The sequence below is a fragment of the Vibrio sp. 10N.222.52.B12 genome, from assembly GCF_002875385.1.
Classification (GTDB): domain Bacteria; phylum Pseudomonadota; class Gammaproteobacteria; order Enterobacterales; family Vibrionaceae; genus Vibrio; species Vibrio jasicida.
This window is the reverse complement of sequence record NZ_MDAW01000019.1, coordinates 1-18,918: the sequence shown is the minus strand read 5'-3', so window position 1 is coordinate 18,918 and position 18,918 is coordinate 1. Positions and strand designations below refer to the sequence as shown.

17 protein-coding genes are annotated in these 18,918 nt (G+C 47.6%); 14 read left to right on the top strand and 3 right to left on the bottom strand.

Annotation, left to right across the window (positions count from 1 at the left end; translation table 11 throughout):
* Positions 1 to 9: 9 nt before the first annotated feature.
* The 3 genes from BCT11_RS01130 to BCT11_RS01120 form a co-directional block, all read right to left on the bottom strand.
* Positions 10 to 1,614 carry a carboxyl transferase domain-containing protein gene (locus tag BCT11_RS01130; RefSeq protein WP_102386889.1) on the bottom strand — a complete coding sequence of 535 codons (1,605 nt, stop codon included), beginning with the start codon at positions 1,612 to 1,614 and terminating at the stop codon, positions 10 to 12.
* A gap of 21 nt (positions 1,615 to 1,635) precedes the next feature.
* A complete protein-coding gene (locus BCT11_RS01125) occupies positions 1,636 to 2,805 on the bottom strand; it encodes an isovaleryl-CoA dehydrogenase (protein WP_102386888.1) in 1,170 nt (389 codons plus the stop codon).
* A gap of 110 nt (positions 2,806 to 2,915) precedes the next feature.
* A complete protein-coding gene (locus tag BCT11_RS01120; RefSeq protein ID WP_009704658.1) occupies positions 2,916 to 3,299 on the bottom strand; it encodes a MerR family DNA-binding transcriptional regulator in 384 nt (127 codons plus the stop codon).
* Positions 3,300 to 3,589: 290 nt separating this feature from the next.
* On the opposite strand from BCT11_RS01120, the gene BCT11_RS01115 reads away from it, so the two are divergent.
* From BCT11_RS01115 to BCT11_RS01045, 14 genes are all read left to right on the top strand, one after another.
* A complete protein-coding gene (locus BCT11_RS01115; RefSeq protein WP_102386887.1) occupies positions 3,590 to 4,801 on the top strand; it encodes a thiolase family protein in 1,212 nt (403 codons plus the stop codon).
* A gap of 36 nt (positions 4,802 to 4,837) precedes the next feature.
* On the top strand, positions 4,838 to 6,331 hold the full coding sequence (locus BCT11_RS01110; protein WP_102386886.1) for a CoA-acylating methylmalonate-semialdehyde dehydrogenase: 1,494 nt from the start codon (positions 4,838 to 4,840) through the stop codon (positions 6,329 to 6,331).
* A gap of 17 nt (positions 6,332 to 6,348) precedes the next feature.
* Positions 6,349 to 7,503 (top strand): acyl-CoA dehydrogenase family protein, encoded by a 1,155-nt coding sequence (locus BCT11_RS01105; protein WP_102386885.1) that lies wholly within the window; start codon positions 6,349 to 6,351, stop codon positions 7,501 to 7,503.
* A gap of 69 nt (positions 7,504 to 7,572) precedes the next feature.
* The gene (locus BCT11_RS01100; RefSeq protein WP_102386884.1) at positions 7,573 to 8,361 is read left to right on the top strand and encodes an enoyl-CoA hydratase; all 789 of its coding nucleotides are present in this window, start codon (positions 7,573 to 7,575) and stop codon (positions 8,359 to 8,361) included.
* A gap of 8 nt (positions 8,362 to 8,369) precedes the next feature.
* Entirely contained in the window at positions 8,370 to 9,494 is a 1,125-nt protein-coding gene (locus tag BCT11_RS01095; protein ID WP_102386883.1) for an enoyl-CoA hydratase/isomerase family protein, read from the top strand.
* An 11-nt stretch (positions 9,495 to 9,505) separates the two neighbouring features.
* Positions 9,506 to 10,411 carry a 3-hydroxyisobutyrate dehydrogenase gene (gene mmsB / locus BCT11_RS01090; protein ID WP_005451602.1) on the top strand — a complete coding sequence of 302 codons (906 nt, stop codon included), beginning with the start codon at positions 9,506 to 9,508 and terminating at the stop codon, positions 10,409 to 10,411.
* A 58-nt stretch (positions 10,412 to 10,469) separates the two neighbouring features.
* Positions 10,470 to 11,228: an SDR family oxidoreductase gene (locus BCT11_RS01085; protein ID WP_102386882.1), complete on the top strand. Its 759-nt coding sequence runs from the start codon at positions 10,470 to 10,472 to the stop codon at positions 11,226 to 11,228.
* 912 nt (positions 11,229 to 12,140) lie between these two features.
* Positions 12,141 to 13,022 carry a ubiquinol oxidase subunit II gene (cyoA, locus tag BCT11_RS01075; protein WP_080869660.1) on the top strand — a complete coding sequence of 294 codons (882 nt, stop codon included), beginning with the start codon at positions 12,141 to 12,143 and terminating at the stop codon, positions 13,020 to 13,022.
* Between the two features lie 5 nt (positions 13,023 to 13,027).
* Entirely contained in the window at positions 13,028 to 15,064 is a 2,037-nt protein-coding gene (gene cyoB, locus BCT11_RS01070) for a cytochrome o ubiquinol oxidase subunit I (RefSeq protein ID WP_042605320.1), read from the top strand.
* Positions 15,054 to 15,653 (top strand): cytochrome o ubiquinol oxidase subunit III, encoded by a 600-nt coding sequence (gene cyoC / locus BCT11_RS01065; RefSeq protein WP_005451611.1) that lies wholly within the window; start codon positions 15,054 to 15,056, stop codon positions 15,651 to 15,653. The genes cyoB and cyoC overlap by 11 nt, the downstream gene beginning before the upstream one ends.
* Entirely contained in the window at positions 15,653 to 15,964 is a 312-nt protein-coding gene (cyoD, locus tag BCT11_RS01060) for a cytochrome o ubiquinol oxidase subunit IV (RefSeq protein ID WP_005443825.1), read from the top strand. The genes cyoC and cyoD overlap by 1 nt, the downstream gene beginning before the upstream one ends.
* Positions 15,965 to 15,972: 8 nt before the next feature.
* A complete protein-coding gene (cyoE, locus tag BCT11_RS01055; RefSeq protein WP_042605322.1) occupies positions 15,973 to 16,845 on the top strand; it encodes a heme o synthase in 873 nt (290 codons plus the stop codon).
* A 177-nt stretch (positions 16,846 to 17,022) separates the two neighbouring features.
* Positions 17,023 to 17,550, top strand: coding sequence for a hypothetical protein (locus BCT11_RS01050; protein ID WP_102386880.1), 528 nt, complete (start codon positions 17,023 to 17,025; stop codon positions 17,548 to 17,550).
* Positions 17,551 to 17,753: 203 nt separating this feature from the next.
* Positions 17,754 to 18,848 carry an NADH:flavin oxidoreductase gene (locus tag BCT11_RS01045; protein WP_102386879.1) on the top strand — a complete coding sequence of 365 codons (1,095 nt, stop codon included), beginning with the start codon at positions 17,754 to 17,756 and terminating at the stop codon, positions 18,846 to 18,848.
* Positions 18,849 to 18,918 lie beyond the last annotated feature (70 nt).

Genomic DNA, 18,918 nt, shown 5'->3' with positions numbered 1-18,918 from the left:
TCTACATTTCTACATTCTGAATATGCCAAAATTGCTGTCAGGAATTGGCGCATTGAGCGCGGCTTTTAAGGCTTGAGCCAATACTTGACGCGTCTTTTTCGGGTCGATGATGCCGTCATCCCATAAACGTGCGCTGGCGTAGTAGGGATGCCCCTGAGACTCATACAAGTCTACGATAGATTCTCGAAATGCACTTTCTTCGGGCTCTGGCCAGTCTTCACCTTGGCGTTTTTTCACTTCTCGACGCACTTGAGTGAGCACGCCTGCGGCTTGTTCTCCGCCCATGACGGAGATTCGTGCGTTTGGCCACATCCACATCATGGTTGGGTCATAAGCACGACCACACATACCGTAATTGCCGGCACCGTAAGAGCCGCCAATAATCACGGTAAACTTAGGCACATCCGCACACGCAACCGCCATCACCAATTTCGCGCCGTGTTTGGCAATGCCTTCCGCCTCAAGCTTTTTACCCACCATAAACCCAGTGATATTTTGCAAAAACAGTAGGGGAATTTTGCGTTTGGCACACAGCTCAATAAAGTGCGCGCCTTTCTGTGAGGACTCAGAAAACAAGATGCCGTTGTTCGCCACTATGCCAATCAGGTTGCCGTGGATTCGGGCGAAGCCACATACTAAAGTCTTACCATAAAGTGCTTTGAACTCATCAAAATCTGAGTCATCCACCACGCGAGCGATGATCTCTCGAACATCAAAAGACAAGCGCAGATTTGCATTGACGATGCCGTACATCTCTTCGGCGTCGTAACGTGGTGGTAAAACCGTTTTGTCGCTTTGAAGTGGGAGTGATTGGTTGGTATTCGAGATGGCTTCGCGTGCCAGTTGCAATGCGTGTTGGTCGTTTTCTGCGTAGTAATCGGCAACGCCAGACTTACGACAATGCACATCGGCACCGCCCAATTCTTCATCGGTGACGATTTCTCCCGTAGCGGCTTTTACTAACGGCGGACCAGCCAAGAAGATGGTGCCTTGCTCTTTGACCATAATGGAAACGTCCGCCATCGCAGGTACATAAGCGCCGCCTGCGGTACAAAGCCCCATCACAACCGCCACTTGAGGAATACCTTGCGCCGACATTCTGGCTTGATTGAAGAAGATGCGCCCAAAGTGCTCTTTATCAGGAAAGACTTCCGCTTGATGAGGGAGATTTGCACCACCGGAATCCACCAAATAGACGCAAGGTAGTTGGCAACGTTGTGCGATCTCTTGCGCGCGCAGATGCTTTTTCACCGTAAGTGGGTAGTAGGTGCCGCCTTTAACGGAAGGATCGTTGGCGATCACCATGCATTGAATACCTTCAATGGTGCCAATGCCAGCGACGACACCTGCGCATGGAATAGACTCTTCGTAGACGTTCCACGCGGCGAATTGTCCGACTTCAAGAAACTCGCTGCCTTCATCTAAAAGATGCATAACACGTTCACGAACGGGCAGTTTTCCTTTCAGGCGTTGGCGGTCAATGGCTTTTTGTCCGCCACCTTGCTTGATAGCTTTAATATTGGCATTAAGGTTGTTCACCAACTCGGTCATGACCGCTTTGTTCGACAAAAACAGTTCGTCGGTTGGCTTGGTTTTACTTTTAATGATTGCCATAGTGACTTCCTTGTCGGTGGGTTAGCGAGACTCTTCGAACAGCTCTCGTCCAATTAACATGCGGCGAATTTCAGATGTGCCCGCGCCAATCTCATACAGTTTGGCGTCGCGGAGTAAACGCCCGGTCGCGTATTCGTTGATGTAGCCATTGCCGCCTAAAAGTTGAATAGCATCGAGCGACATTTGTGTGGCAAGTTCGGCGCTGTAAAGGATCACGCCAGCGGCATCTTTACGTGTACATTCACCTCGGTCACAGGCGGCTGCAACAGCATAAACATAAGCTTTGGCAGCGTTCATTCGTGAATACATGTCAGCAAGCTTTCCTTGTACCAGTTGGAATTCACCAATGGATTTGCCGAACTGTTTGCGGTCATGAACATACGGAACCACTTCGTCCATACAGGCTTGCATGATGCCAAGCGGTCCAGCTGCTAAAACCACACGTTCGTAATCCAAACCGCTCATCAACACTTCGACACCACGGTTTAACTCGCCTAACACATTCTCTTTTGGCACGGCACAATCTTGGAACACCAATTCACAGGTGTTGGAGCCGCGCATACCGAGTTTGTCGAGCTTTTGAGCATGGCTAAAGCCTTCGAATTCTCGCTCAATAATGAATGCCGTGATACCACGAGAGCCGCCATTGGGATCGGTTTTTGCGTAAACCACTAAGGTATCGGCATCAGGACCATTAGTGATCCACATTTTGTTGCCGTTCATCAGATAGTGGTCGCCTTTATCTTCGGCTCGCAGCTGCATGCTAACCACGTCAGAACCTGAGTTCGGCTCACTCATGGCTAGTGCGCCAACATGAGAACCATCGATCAATTTGGGCAAGTACTTTTCTCGTTGTGCAGGGGAGCCATTGCGAAAGATTTGGTTAACACAAAGATTGGAATGTGCGCCGTAACTGAGTGCGACAGACGCCGAAGCTCGGCTGATCTCTTCCATAGCAACAACGTGAGCAAGATAGCCCATGCCTGCACCGCCAAACTCTTCGTCGACGGTTACGCCGAGCAAACCCATTTCACCAAACTTGGCCCACAAATGATTGGGGAATTGGTTATCGCGGTCGATATCTGCGGCGATGGGGGCGATATGCTCGGTGGCGAACGCGTTGACGTGGTCTCGGAGCATATCGATGGTTTCACCAAGCCCAAAGTTGAGTGGGGTGTAGCTGCTTTTCATAACATTTCCCTGTTGAAAGTACTTATTAGTACGGATAAGGTTCGAGTTACACTGCTTGGGCTTGGAAATTATGGTTATTCTTGTTTGTTTTAGTCGTTACAAGTTTTTAGTTATTGGCTGTTAGTTTTATTGTCGCTTAGCGCTTGTTTGCATCGCTCTTTGGCGGTTTCTAGCTCGTTCATTACAACGCTAATATCATCCAGTTGTTGCTGTAAGTGTGCTTGTTTTTCATCAATGATGGTTAGCATTTTAAGCAGCTGACCATCGCTTTGTTGGGTATCGTACAGCTCGAACAACTCTCGAATTTCCGCAAGCGAAAAGCCCAATCGCTTACCACGTAAAATCAACTTTAGACGGATCTTATCTCTGCGTTGATATACGCGAATGTTGCCTTTTCGTTCCGGCTCTATAAGGCCTACATCCTCATAAAAACGAATGCTTCGGGTCGTGATGTCGAACTCTTTGGCGAGGTCACTTATCTTGAATTTATCCACTCGGTTTTTCCCTCTAATGAATAGTTTTGGCTTCTTAAAATCCCTTCAAGCCTTGAACTAAATGGGCTAGCTAAAAGCATGAGAGTAAATTTGTGTTGTTATTAATCTGTTTCTTTACGTTAACGTAAATGTTAGTGCTATGCTTACGTAAACGTCAAGAAATCACAGTGCAAAAATTCATCGTTTTATGAGAGGCTGGAGTGACACCACATTCTGTGTGAAAGCTCCGTGGTAGCAGGTGTGAGGGATGAGTTCGTGAATTGTGAATTATCGTCAGAAGGGACGAGATCATGGGAAACGACATCTGGATTATCAATGCAAAGCGAACGCCAATCGGGCGCTTTCAAGGTCAGTTACAAGGCTATTCAGCGCCTCAATTAGGGGCATTTGCTATCAAAGCGGCAATGGATGCGAGTGGTGTTAGCGAAGTCGACGAAGTCTATATGGGCTGCGTATTACCTGCGGGGTGCGGGCAAGCACCAGCTAGACAAGCGGCGCTAGGTGCAGATCTTCCGTTGACGACATGCTGTACCACCATCAATAAAGTGTGTGGCTCTGGCATGAAAAGCGTCATGTTGGCTCACGATCTTATCAAAGCGGGCAGCATTCGCAGTGCTGTAGCTGGAGGTATGGAAAGCATGACTAATGCGCCGTATCTGCTCAAAGAAGCGCGCAATGGCATGCGAATGGGTCACCAATCTACTCACGACCATATGTTTCTCGACGGTCTTCAAGATGCGTATGAAGGGCATTTGATGGGAGTCTATGCTCAGCAAACAGCTGAACGCTCTGAGTTTACTCGTGAACAAATGGACGAATGGGCAATCCTATCCGCGACCAGAGCATTGGAAGCGCAAGAGCAGCGTCTGTTTGACGATGAAATCTCGCCGATAGAAATCACGACGCGTCATAGCACTTCAACATTGGATTATGACGAGCATCCACGCTCCATCAAGCTCGATAAGATCCCTCAACTCAAACCTGCATTCGATAAGAACGGCTCGGTGACGGCTGCAAACTCAAGTGCGATATCCGATGGTGCTGCAGCCTTGGTGTTAATGGACTCGCAGGTGGCACAGCATCAAGGTTTAACGCCATTAGCAATCATCAAAGGACACTCAACCCACGCCAGAAAGCCTGCCGAATTTACCCTCGCTCCCGTCTTTGCAATAGAGCAGTTGTTATCTCAACTCGATTGGTCAGTAGACGAGGTTGATCTTTGGGAGATCAACGAAGCGTTCGCTGTTGTCACGCAAATCGCGGTACGCCAATTAGACATCGATAAAGACAAAGTAAACATCAAAGGCGGCGCGTGTGCGCTTGGGCATCCAATTGGCGCAAGCGGAGCTCGTATTTTAGTAACCCTCATTCATAGCCTACGCCAACTGCAATCGCTTGGTGTAGATGGCGACAACAACAATAAAAAAGTGATGCGAGGTGTTGCATCACTTTGCATCGGTGGTGGTGAAGCCACTGCTATTGGTATCGAGATACCGCTTTAATTCCAATTATCGAATAACGTAAAGAAGGACTAGATTATGACTCGCACGGTTCCCTTATTCATCGATGGTGAGTTTCGTGAATCTCAAGCAACGGATTGGGTAGAAGTGACAAACCCTGCCACTAATGACGTGATTGCGCGCTTGCCATGCGCAACGGATGAAGAGATGCACGCGGCAATTGAGAGTGCAAAAGCCACCTTTACCTGTTGGAAAGATGTCGCTGTTTCGGAGCGTGCGCGTTTAATGCTGCGCTACCAATACTTACTGAAAGAACATCATGATGAATTGGCGACGCTGCTGTCTCACGAGACGGGCAAGATCTTTGCGGATGCCAAAGGGGACGTATGGCGTGGTATTGAAGTTGTCGAGCAAGCTGCCAATATTGCCAGCAACATGATGGGAGAAACCGTCGAGAACGTTGCGACCGATATCGACAGTTATTCGCTGATTCAACCGCTTGGGGTGTGCTGCGGTATTACGCCATTTAATTTCCCCGCCATGATCCCTTTGTGGATGTTCCCAATTGCGATTGCGAGCGGGAATACCTTTGTCCTAAAACCTTCTGAACAAGTGCCTCTCACGTCAATTCGCTTGGCTGAGCTGTTCGAAGAAGCGGGCGCACCAAAAGGTGTGCTGCAAATTGTGCACGGTCGTAAGGAGCAGGTCGACTTGCTGCTAAAGCATCCCGATATCCAAGCGGTTTCTTTCGTTGGTTCTGTTCCTGTAGCGCAATACATCTACACCACAGGCACACAGAACTTCAAACGTGTTCAAGCCTTTGCTGGCGCGAAAAACCACATGGTAGTAATGCCAGATGCGAACAAAAACCAAGTGATGAACAACTTAGTTGGCTCTTCGGTTGGTGCGGCAGGGCAACGTTGTATGGCGATATCCGTCGCGGTGTTTGTAGGCAGTTCGAAAGAGTGGATTGCCGATTTAAAACAAGAAATGGCGAAAGTGCACCCCGGAGCTTGGGATGACGAAAATGCCGCGTATGGTCCTTTGATCAGCGCACAAGCAAAACAGCGTGTACTTAGTTTGATTGAAGAAGGCAAACAACAAGGCGCGGTGTGTGAACTTGATGGTAGCCAATGCGAAGTCGAAGGCTTCCCAGAGGGTAACTGGGTTGGTCCAACCTTATTCAGTGGCGTCACCACCGAGATGTCGATTTACACACAAGAAATCTTCGGACCTGTTTTGGCGTGTATTGAGGTCGACACGTTACAAGAAGCGATAGAGCTCGTGAATCGCAATCCATACGGCAACGGAACCTCCATCTTCACTGCAAATGGTGCGGCGGCGAGAAAGTATCAACATGAGATCCAAGTCGGTCAGGTAGGTGTGAACGTGCCTATTCCCGTGCCTTTGCCATTCTTCTCATTTACGGGTTGGCGCGGCAGTTTTTACGGTGATTTGCACGCCTACGGCAAACAAGCGGTGCGCTTCTACACCGAGACCAAAACCGTGACGGCTCGTTGGTTTGATGACGATATCCCAACCGGTCCAAACCTCACCATTAACTTGCGCTAACGAAGTAAGGAGCTCATATGGATTTTGAACTCAACGAAGATCAACGTATGTTTGCCGACACGGCTCAGCAGTTTGCCGCAGAGCGTTTAGCGCCAATGGCAGCAGAGTGGGATGAGAAACAAATCTTCCCCAAAGACATCCTACGAGAGGCTGGGGAACTCGGTTTCTTGAGCCTCTACACCCCAGAAGAACAAGGTGGTTTGGGCTTAAGCCGTTTGGATGCATCCATCATCTTCGAGCAACTCTCAATGGGGTGCACATCGACCACCGCATTTATGACCATTCACAACATGGTGACTTGGATGGTCGCGAGCTTTGCGACCGATGAAGTGAAAGACGCATTTTGCCCAAAACTCATTACGGGTGAATTTCTCGGCTCTTATTGCTTAACCGAGCCAAACGCAGGTTCGGACGCGGCGTCTCTAACGACTTCTGCGACTAAACAAGGTGATAACTACATTCTCAACGGTGGCAAAACCTTTATCTCTGGCGCAGGCGATACCGACGTTTTAGTCGTGATGGCGAGAACCGGTGATGCTGGTGCGAAAGGCGTATCTGCGTTTGTTGTCCCCGCCGATGCAGACGGGATTAGCTACGGACGTAAAGAGCCGAAAATGGGTTGGAACAGCCAGCCAACACGCGCGGTAACTTTCGATAGTGTTTCTATTCCTGCGTCAAATTTGTTGGGTGAAGAGGGACAAGGGTTTGTGTTCGCTATGAAAGGTTTGGATGGCGGACGCATCAACATTGCGACCTGTTCTGTCGGTACGGCTCAGCAAGCGTTGAATCAAGCGGCGCAGTACATGCAAGACCGTAAACAGTTCGGCAAATCATTAGCTCAATTCCAAGCATTGCAGTTCAAACTGGCAGACATGGCAACCGAGCTTGTCGCTGCCCGCCAACTGGTGCGGTACGCCGCCAGCAAGTTAGACCGAGGTGACCCAGATGCCACGACTTATTGTGCCATGGCAAAACGCTTTGCAACCGATGTCGGCTTTCAAGTCTGTGACCAAGCGCTGCAACTTTACGGTGGCTATGGCTACATCAAAGAATACCCAATGGAGCGCTATTTCCGTGATGTTCGAGTGCACCAGATTTTGGAAGGCACCAACGAAATCATGCGGTTGATCATCGCGCGTCGATTGCTCGCAGAAGAGTCCGCATTGCTATAAGTGCAGCCGACAAGCTCTGCTTTTATTCATAAAGCTCAGGTCATTTTCATCAAGAAAGGATTCAGAGATATGTCACTAACAGAACAACAAACCATTCAACATACCATCAGCAATCATGTTGCGGTGGTGACCATGAACAACCCGCCCGCCAACACTTGGACGTCACAAAGCTTAACCGCGTTGAAAGAGCTAGTGCTGGCGCTAAACGACAATAAAGACGTTTACGCTCTAGTGCTCACAGGGAATGGTGAGAAGTTTTTCTCTGCAGGTGCAGACCTCAAGTTGTTTGCCGATGGCGATAAAGCAGTTGCGTTAGAAATGGCGCGCATCTTTGGTGAAGCCTTTGAAACGCTGTCTGCATTTCGAGGGGTTTCCATAGCAGCCATCAACGGCTATGCCATGGGAGGCGGATTAGAAGTCGCGTTGGCGTGTGATATTCGTGTAGTGGAAGAACAAGCCGTACTAGCACTACCAGAGGCGAAAGTGGGCTTACTGCCTTGTGCTGGTGGTACGCAAAACCTGACCGCACTGGTCGGTGAAGGTTGGGCGAAACGCATCATATTGTGCGGTGAACAAGTCGGAGCAGCACAAGCTCGAGAACTTGGACTAGTAGAAGAAGTGGTGGCAAAAGGTAGAGCGCTTAATAAAGCCATTGAGCTTGCAGAGTCAGTTGCCAATCAATCGCCGTCCTCGGTAACCGCATGTAAAGCACTTATCCAAAACATGCGTTCAGCGCCACTCAAACATGGTCTGATTAAAGAGCGAGAGCTGTTTCTAAACTTATTCGATACCGAAGATCAAACCGAGGGGGTTCGTGCCTTCTTAGAAAAACGTAAACCCAACTGGAAGAATCAATAGGAGGTCGCATGACAGGGAAAGTAACCATTAGCGAAGTAGATTGCTTAGACGGCGTGCACCGAATTGGTATCGCGACGTTAGACAATATGGCTTCTTTGAACGCGTTGACTTACGACATGTTGGCAGAGCTCAACGACCAACTTATCGAATGGCAAGAGGACCCTGATTTGGTGTGTGTCATCCTCAATGGAGCGGGTGAGAAAGCGTTTTGCGCAGGGGGCGATGTACGAACCATGTACCACGTCATGCACGAAAAAAGCAAAGAAGAAACTGCCGAGTTCTGTTCTAACTACTTCTCGCTTGAGTACGAATGCGACTACCTGATTCATACCTACCAAAAGCCAATCATTGGCTGGGGAGAGGGCATCGTGATGGGCGGTGGCATGGGCTTGTTTATGGGCACCAGCCACAGAGTCGTCACCCCTAAATCTCGTCTTGCGATGCCAGAGATCAATATCGGGCTTTACCCAGACGTAGGTGGCACTTGGTTCTTAAGCCAAATCGATCCAGAGGTAGGTTTGTTCCTTGGGCTAACTGGCGCAATGGTGAATTCAAGTGACGCTGTCACTATTGGTTTGGCAGAATGGTTGCTGTTGGAAGAGCAATATCTGGCACTGTTAGAAGAGCTGAAACAAGTCGACTGGGGCTCTGCCGATGCCAAATCGCTTGTCAGTGCGTTACTTCAATTGATGGAAGATCAAGTTATCGACAGTAAGCCGACAACACAAATTTGCCCTTATCTCGACCAAATTAAAGAAGCCTGCAAAGGCTATGACTTAAATCAGATTGCCCAACGTATTCAAGCAATGGAAGGCGACACCCAATGGCTTGAGAACGCACAAAAATCGTTTGTTGCGGGCAGTCCGATCACCGCACATATCTGTTTTAGACAAGTCAAAGAGTACCACCGTTTATCGTTGGCGGATTGCTTCCGTCTAGAGCTAACCTTGTCAGTTCGCAGCGCATTACTCGGTGAATTTGAAGAGGGCGTGCGCTCTCGATTAGTTGATAAAGATGGCAATCCAAAATGGATGTTTAACAGCGTCAGTGAAGTCGACGAGAGCGTCATCGATACCTTGTTCACTTCTCTTTGGTCAGAAGAGGAACATCCACTTGCACAGCTAGGAAAATAAGGAGAAACAACATGAGTACCATTGCATTTATTGGCTTGGGCAACATGGGCAGTCCAATGGCACAAAACCTATTGGCGTCAGGGTTTCACGTGCAAGTGTTCGATGTGGATGTGAACGCGGCGAAGCAACTTGAACCGTTTGGCGCGGTGGTTGCCAGTACGTTAGAAGAAGCCGTAGATGGCGCAGGAACGGTCATCACCATGCTACCAGCAGGTGCACACGTGCGCGCGGTGTATTTGGGGGATTTACACGGTGGTGTCGGTCTGCTCAACATTGTGCAGGACAACGCATTGCTGATTGACTGCTCGACCATTGATCCAGATTCTGCTCGCTTGGTGGCGAACGAAGCGCAGAACAAACGATTGTTGTTTGTCGATTCTCCCGTCTCCGGTGGTGTAGCAGGCGCAAAAGCAGCAACGCTGACCTTTATTGTTGGTGGCTCGGACGAAGCGTTCTCCAAAGCCAATGCGATCTTGCAATACATGGGTAAGAACGTGTTCCACGCTGGTAAAGCGGGCGACGGTCAGATGGCAAAAATCTGTAATAACCTGATGTTGGGTATCTTGATGTCGGGAACCTGTGAGGCGCTCAATCTCGGCATTGACCATGGTCTCGACCCGAAAGTCTTATCTAATATCATGCTGCAAAGCTCTGGTCGAAACTGGGCGCTGGAGCTCTATAACCCATGCCCAGGTGTGATGGACTCTGCGCCAGCGAGCAATCAATACAATCCGGGCTTTATGAGCAAGTTGATGCTCAAAGATCTTGGCTTAGGCTTGGATGCGGCGCTGCAAACCAACTCTTCGGTTCCTATGGGCTCTTTGGCTCGTAATCTTTATGCATTCCATAACGCAGCAGGTCATGCAGAACTCGATTTCTCTAGCTTGTTTGAATTCTATAAGAACCAGAAGGGCTAAAAGCAAGATTCCCTATAGGCGTTTAAGCATGGAAGTCATCCAGTAATGGAGTACAGATATGGATTTAAAAAACAGTGTCATTGCAATCACAGGTGCGGGGCAAGGGTTAGGACAGATGATGGCGGTCAGCCTTGCTCAAGCGGGCGCAGATTTAGCATTGCTTGATGTTAACGAAACGGGACTGCTGAATACCCAAGAACAATGCCGGATGCTCAGTGCCAAAGCATTGATCTATCGACTTGATGTCACCAATGAATCTGAAGTGGAGGATACCTTTAATGAGATTCTTCAAGACTTTGGGCAGCTAAATGGCTTAGTTAATAACGCTGGCGTTTTGCGAGATGGGTTATTAGTCAAAGCCAAAGACGGTGAGATCACCAAGATGTCGCTTGAGCAGTTCAACCTAGTGATGAACGTCAATGTCACGGGCACTTTCTTGTGTGGTCGAGAAGCGGCAGTCAAAATGATCGAGAGTGGCTCGAAAGGCGCCATCATTAACATCTCCAGCGTCGCAAGAGCGGGCAATATTGGACAAACCAATTACTCTGCATCGAAAGCTGCCGTCGCAACCATGGCAACAACATGGGCAAGAGAACTCGCCAGATATGGTATTCGCTCTGCGGCTATTGCGCCCGGTGTCGTCAAAACGGCAATGGCAGATCAAATGAAACCAGAAGCCATAGACCGACTGCAAAAGATGATACCCGTCGGTAGGATGGGAGAGACGAGTGAGATTGCTCATGCCGTGAAATACATTCTTGAAAACGACTACTTCACAGGGCGAGTGCTCGAAGTGGATGGTGGGATTAGAATGTGAAGAAAGAGCCGATTACGGCTCTTTCTTGTTTTTGAGTGTCTCAATTTTGTGTGTGTGATAAGCATTTTGGAAGAATGCTATTCCGAACACGAAATAAAACAAACCAGTTTTAGTCGAGTCGTCTGCGTCAGACCAGAGGCACACTGTGAAAGAAAAAATGATGACGTAATAGAACGTTAGAATAAGAAGTTTGGACATGACCGTAATGCCTGATTTTTCACCGTAATCAAACAATAAACTCATCGTAAGCCCAACAAAGACTGTTAGCTTCCTAGCCTCGAATGAACTCACGAATTTAAATGTACAGAATGAAATGTTCTCAAGCTAAAGACGTCGCTACTTAGTGTTAAATTGAGTTAACAGTTCAGTGGGCGATTTCCCCGTTACTCGTTAAAATATAGCGCTCATGAATGATAGGTTGTTCTCGGTGATTGAAATTTGAAATGCCATGTAAATACTATGTGAATTCATAACTATGATGCTGGTCACGCTTTCCTTAATTCGCACTTTCTAATGTAGCTCACACTCTCGCGCCGAATACGCAACTGATTACTCTTCTCGTTTGCGTTACTTAAGTTACTGTAAAGAAAAGAATATACACTGTAGTACGTTAATGTTGTGCACCTGCTTTGCTATTCCTATATCAATATTAGCTTTCATAAATGGAACGTTAGTTTCCATCTGTGGCTAATGAGCTTTCCTTTTTCCCTCCGCATAATGCGCTCGAATGTAACAATGTATTTCAAAGTGTAACAATAAACTCACGTTGTGAGTGTGGTTTAACCATCAAGCAACTTGATACCTCCCACCAAGAAGTCCATTGCTGCACAAGCTCAACACAAAAATATTCTAATGACCAAGACAACCAATCGCAGGGCTTGCTCTGTTGTTGGCTAACCATCGAGAAAGTTAATGGAAGCTTCAAGATACAAACGCATCTTAGCGAGGATAAGTTTGGCAGGAACCATTCTTATGCTTTCAGGGTGTAACTCTGCTCTACTTGACCCGAAAGGTAGTATTGGCGTTCAGGAAAAAGAACTGATCATTACAGCGCTTTTACTGATGCTGATTGTCGTGATCCCCGTGATTTTAATGACAATCTATTTTGCTTACCGCTACCGAGAGTCGAACACTGGCGAGGAATACGCTCCAGAGTGGGCGCACTCGACCAAGATCGAAGTGGTGGTGTGGACGATTCCAATCATCATCATCGCGATTCTGGCAACCATCACTTGGCGTTCTACTCACGAGTTAGAGCCATCCAAGCCCATCGCAAGTGACGTCAAACCCATCACCATTGAGGTGGTGTCACTCGATTGGAAATGGCTGTTCATCTACCCAGAAGAGAACATTGCGACAGTGAACTACGTGGCGTTTCCGAAAGATGTTCCGGTTCAGTTCAAACTGACCTCAGACAACATCATGAACGCGTTCTTTATCCCGCGTCTCGGTACTCAGATTTACGCGATGCCAGGTATGGTGACCAAGTTGAATCTGATTGCGAACCACACTGGGGATTACAAAGGCTTTGCTTCTAACTACAGCGGTAAGGGTTTCTCGCAGATGAAATTTACCGCAGCAGCAATGGAAGATCGCACTGCATTCCTGAATTGGGTACAGCAAGTGAAAGCCAGCCCTGATCGAATCGAAGACTGGGAGCAATTCCGTGCGCTTGCATCACCTACGGTGGCGGAGCCTGTGAAGACGTTCTCTAGTATTCCACCATTTTTGTTCACCGACGTCGTGACCCAGCATCCGGGTTCAATGAACTGTTTGCCGGAAAATCTAGGATAATCGCAATGTTTGGAAGATTAACACTTGAATCAATCCCTTATCACGAGCCGATTATTGTCGTCACTCTAGCGGTGATCGCGATCGTTGGTTTGGCTGTCGTTGCGGCGATAACCAAAGCGGGTAAGTGGCAATACTTATGGAATGAATGGTTTACTTCGGTAGACCACAAAAAACTAGGCTTTATGTACATCGCTGTGGCGATGGTGATGTTGGTTCGTGGCTTTGCTGATGCGGTCATGATGCGTAGCCAACAGCTGCTTTCTGCGGCAGGTGAGACCGGTTATCTACCACCACATCACTACGATCAAATCTTTACTGCCCATGGCGTAATCATGATTTTCTTCGTGGCAATGCCGTTGGTGATTGGTTTGATGAACATCATTGTACCGCTGCAAATTGGAGCGCGTGATGTGGCATTCCCTTACTTAAACAACCTGAGTTTCTGGCTGTTTGTTGTGGGCGTGATCCTCACCAATATGTCACTTGGCTTGGGTGAGTTTGGTCGTACTGGTTGGTTGGCGTATCCGCCGCTGTCTGGTATTGAGGCAAGCCCGGGAGTTGGGGTGGATTATTGGATATGGGCGCTGCAAATATCCGGTGTCGGCACCACGCTGACGGGCGTGAACTTCTTCGCAACCATCTTGCGCATGCGTACACCGTCTATGCCAATGATGAAGATGCCAGTGTTCACGTGGGCGTCCCTGTGTGCCAACATCCTAATCATCATTTCATTCCCAATCCTAACTGTAACGATCGCACTACTAACACTGGATCGCTACATCGGTACGCACTTCTTCACCAATGATCTTGGCGGCAACGTAATGATGTACGTCAACCTGATTTGGGCATGGGGTCACCCAGAAGTGTACATCCTGATCTTGCCTATTTTTGGTGTGTTCTCTGAGGTAACGGCAACCTTCTCACGCAAGAAGCTGTTTGGTTACACCTCACTAGTATGGGCGACCATCGTAATTACGATTTTGGCGTTCGTCGTTTGGCTGCATCACTTCTTCACCATGGGCTCAGGTGCGAATGTGAATGCGTTCTTCGGCATCGCCACCATGATTATCTCTATCCCGACCGGGGTGAAGATCTTCAACTGGTTATTCACCATGTACAAAGGCCGAATCCGCTTTACCACTCCGATGATGTGGACGGTTGGCTTCCTAATTACCTTCTCTGTAGGTGGTATGACGGGCGTACTAATGGCAGTACCGGGCGCGGACTTTGTTCTGCACAACTCAGTGTTCCTGATTGCGCACTTCCATAACGTAATCATCGGTGGTGTGGTATTCGGTTGTTTCGCGGCAATCACATACTGGTTCCCGAAAGCAACTGGCTTCACCATGAACGAAACATGGGGCAAACGTGCATTCATTTGCTGGATCGTTGGTTTCCTAATGGCGTTCCTACCGCTTTATGCACTGGGCTTTATGGGCATGACGCGTCGTCTAAGCCAAGACCTTAACCCAGAGTTCTTCCCATTGTTGGCAGTTGCAGCAGCGGGTACGGCAGTGATTGCGCTTGGCGTAGCTTGTCAGTTCATTCAAATCTACGTGAGTGTTCGTGACCGCGAACAAAACCGTGACCTAACGGGTGACCCATGGGGCGGTCGTACCTTTGAGTGGGCGACGTCTTCACCACCGCCGTTCTACAATTTTGCGCACCTACCAAAAGGTGATGTGCTAGACGCGTTCTGGTACCAAAAGCAGAGTGGTGAATTCGATCCAACCAAAGAAGTGGAATACGAACGCATTCACATGCCGAAGAACACACCAACAGGTATTTATGTTTCTGCATGGGCATTGGTATTTGGCTTCGCGATGATTTGGTACATCTGGTGGCTAGCAGCAGCAAGCTTTGTTGGCATCATCGTGACGTGTATCCAACACAGCTACAACGACGACGTGGATTACTACGTTGAAGTAGAAGAAATCAAAGCGATTGAAGCGGAGCGTCGAGCTCAACTTGAAGAAGCGAAGAAAAACGAAGTGAAAGACAACGATAAGAAAGACGATCTGGAGGTGACCTATGCAAGCTAATGTTGCGGTTCACGACCACGATCATCACCATGATTCTGCGGGCATTAAGCTGTTTGGATTCTGGATTTACCTAATGAGTGACTGTGTATTGTTTGCGACCTTATTCGCGACTTACGCAGTACTAGAAAGCGGCTCTATTGCGGGGCCAACCGGTAAAGACATTTTCGAACTGCCGTTCGTGTTTGTAGAAACCATGTTGCTGCTGTTCAGTAGTATCACATTTGGCTTCGGCATGATTGCGATGAAGCGCAAAGACGTTGCAGGGTTAAAACGTTGGTTAAAAGTGACCTTCTTACTTGGCGCTGGCTTTATCGGAATGGAAGTGTACGAGTTCCATCACCTGATTGTTGAAGGCTATGGTCCACAAGAAAGTGCATTTCTATCTGCGTTCTTCACTTTGGTTGGAACACACGGTCTGCACGTAACCTTTGGTTTGATCTGGCTAGCCGTGTGCTACCACCAACTTTCAACCAAAGGCTTGAACGATAATATGTCGATGCGATTCCAGTGCTTGAGCTTGTTCTGGCACTTCCTAGACATCGTTTGGATTTGTGTATTCACCATCGTTTACTTATTGGGGGTTATGTAATGGAACAACATCTAGATACAGGTGCCTCTGATTACGTAAAAGGCTTTATTGCGTCTCTGATCCTGACCGTGATTCCTTTCTACTGTGTGTGGGCGCAAGTGCTGCCAGATACCGCAACTTATGCTGTGTTATTTGGTTGTGCGATTGTGCAGATCTTCGTGCACTTTAAGTACTTCCTGCACATGGAAGTGAAAACGTCAGAAGGTCAGTGGAACGTGGTGTCATTGATGTTTACCGCCATCGTTGTGTTGATTCTGATCGCTGGTTCGATCTGGATCATCTACAACATGAACGTCAACATGAAGTTGTAGGCTAGAGTATGCTGAAAAGTTATTTGTCTATTACTAAACCGGGCATCATTTTCGGCAACCTGATTTCTGTTGCGGCGGGGTTCTTCCTCGCCGCAAAATCAGAACCCGCTAACTTTCTGTTGTTGCTAACAACGTTAGTTGGCGTGGGGCTTGTGATTGCATCAGGATGCGTGGTGAACAACATCTTCGACCGCGATATCGACCAAAAAATGAAGCGCACGCAAAACCGTGAATTGGTGATGGGAAACATCAACATCGATGCGGCGTTTGTTTACGCTTTGGTATTGCTGCTTAACGGCACAGCGTTATTGTTCCAATTGGTGAATCCGCTCTCGGCTGTGGTAGTACTCTTGGGTTACGTGTTTTACGTCTTCTTCTACACCATGTGGTACAAGCGAAATTCGGTCTATGGCACTTTAGTCGGCAGCATTTCTGGCGCGGTTCCTCCGCTGGTGGGCTACCTTGCTGTGACGAACTACATCAGCTTAGAAGCGATTTTACTCTTCATTATGTTTTGCCTTTGGCAGATGCCGCACTCTTACGCGATTGCCATGTTCCGCATGCAAGATTACCGTGACGCAGGCATTCCAGTACTTCCTGTTAAAGAGGGGATCGCTAAAGCGCATCAACATATGAAAGCGTACGTGGTTGCTTTTGGTGTAGTTGCTATCGGGTTGTTTATGTTGGGTGAAGCTGGGTACGAGTATTTAGCGGTCTCGGCAGCGGTGTGCTTTATGTGGACACGAGTGACATTCCAAAAAGTGAATTACAACAACTACATCCAATGGTCCAAAGCGGTGTTTAAGGTGTCGTTATTGGTCGTAATGAGCATCAGCGGCGTGCTTGGCTTAGAGTTGATTCCACTGCCGTTTATTCATTAAAGAGCGTATCTACGTGATTTGCTTTTTATGATAAACATATATATTGCATTTTTATTAAGCTAGTATCGAAAAAGTAATGCCTAAATTTTCTTACTAAGTAAAGCCTAGTTAAATTGGTCACGTTTAACATGTTTGTTCATCGATGAGTTTGATCATATTTCGACTAGGCAATATAAAGTGCTATTAACAATAGAGAAACCAGTAGGAAAAAATAGAGCTAACAAAAGTAGTGATGTAAAGAAAATCCAGGCTCTTCTATTGTTTTCAATCGTAAAAAGGACCTACCTATTCTCAATCTTGATGTGCATCGTTTTTTTGATTCCTTATAGTGTTTACGGTGCACTCCCTGCATCTTTAAGCTCTGTAAGTAGCTATCGAGTAAATGAGCAGTTAGTGAGGATTGCGATTCACAATATGGAAGTAAATCCCTTAATTGAGGTCGATACCATTGATACACCCAGTTATACGCTAAACGACTCCAAGAAAATAAACGCTATTCTATTAGATAAAGAGGTTTTAGCTTTCACTGACTCTGCAGGCGTTTTTGTCGAAGATTACGGAAAACGAGGCACTAAGCTGTTTTTTGTATTGGATTATTTTTATTTGCAAAGTGGGAGTGTCCTTGTCGACTGTGAAGTCTCATTCAACAAAGGAAAAATCATGCAGCCAGAATGCTCAGTAAAAGAACACGAAGAGGTAGAATAGAGTTTGTTCGCTTACCTATTTATCTCACCAAACCTTAATCCAGATTAAAGTTTTGCCGCGGTTTCGGCGGTAAGGTTCGCGTCGCTCATCGCACTGAACAGAAATTCAGAGAAGGAACAGCCATGCTTTGTGTATCGCTGTTCCTTTTTCGTTCCTGCTCGGTAGTGATGTATCTAAAAAGACAGATTTTAAGAGGACTGGACTTGAGCATTTTGTTTTCAGAAGCCCGCATTGGCAACATGACACTAAAGAACCGCTTTGTACGTAGTGCAACGTGGGAAAATATGGCGACAGAAGACGGTCACATGACCGAGAAGTTGTACGACATTTATGAAGAACTTGCCAAAGGTGAAGTGGGGCTGATCGTTACCGGCTACGCAAACATCGTAGAAGAAGAGAAGCCGAACGCAGGCATGATGGGGATCTACAACGACTCTTTCATCGATGAATACAAAAAGCTGACTGACCTTGTCCACGAACATGACGCTAAGATCGTCATGCAGATCGCTTACGGCGGCACAAAAACGACCTTCAACGTTGGCGAGCGTGTGATTTTTGCTCCAAGTGAAGTGCCAGAGCGCGGCACCAAAACTGAAGGCAAAGCGATGACTCAAGATGAGATCGACTACATCGTTAAAGCATTTGCGCTAGCGAGCAAGCGTGCACAAGATTCTGGCTTTGATGGTGTAGAAATTCACGCGGCGCACACGTACTTGATCAACCAGTTCTTGAGCCCATATTACAATCGTCGCGAAGACCAATACGGCGGCAGTCTTGAGAACCGCATGCGTTTCCTTATGGAGATCTATGCCGAAACACGCAAGCTAGTTGGTGACGATTTCCCGATTCTGGTGAAACTGACAGCAACGGAATTCTTCGATGGCGGTTTGACGTTCGATGAAACGCGCATTGTTTGTAAGAAGCTAGAAGAAGTGGGCGTGGATGCGATCATCGTATCGGGTAACATTCACGGCAACGCAAGTACCATGGTAGGTGATTCGTTCGACGGTTACACGCTACAAGAAGAAGGCTACTTCCATGAATACGGTCAAGTGATCAGCCAAGATGTGAACGTACCGGTAATTACCGTAGGTGGCTTAAACGACTTCTGCGCGATTGAAGACTTGGCTGAAAATACCAAGATTCAGTTCTTCGCGCTTTCTCGCCCGTTATTGGCAGAGCCACAATTGATCAAGCGCTGGAAAGACGGTAACCGCGCCGAAGTGGACTGCGAACGTTGCTCTAAGTGTCGCACCAAGCGTGGCAACTTCTGCGTGGTTTACAAGCGCAGAAAGTAACGTGTTTTGACGCATGAAATTTTAAAAAGCCCCTGATGATTAACGTGTCAGGGGCTAATTATATGGTCCG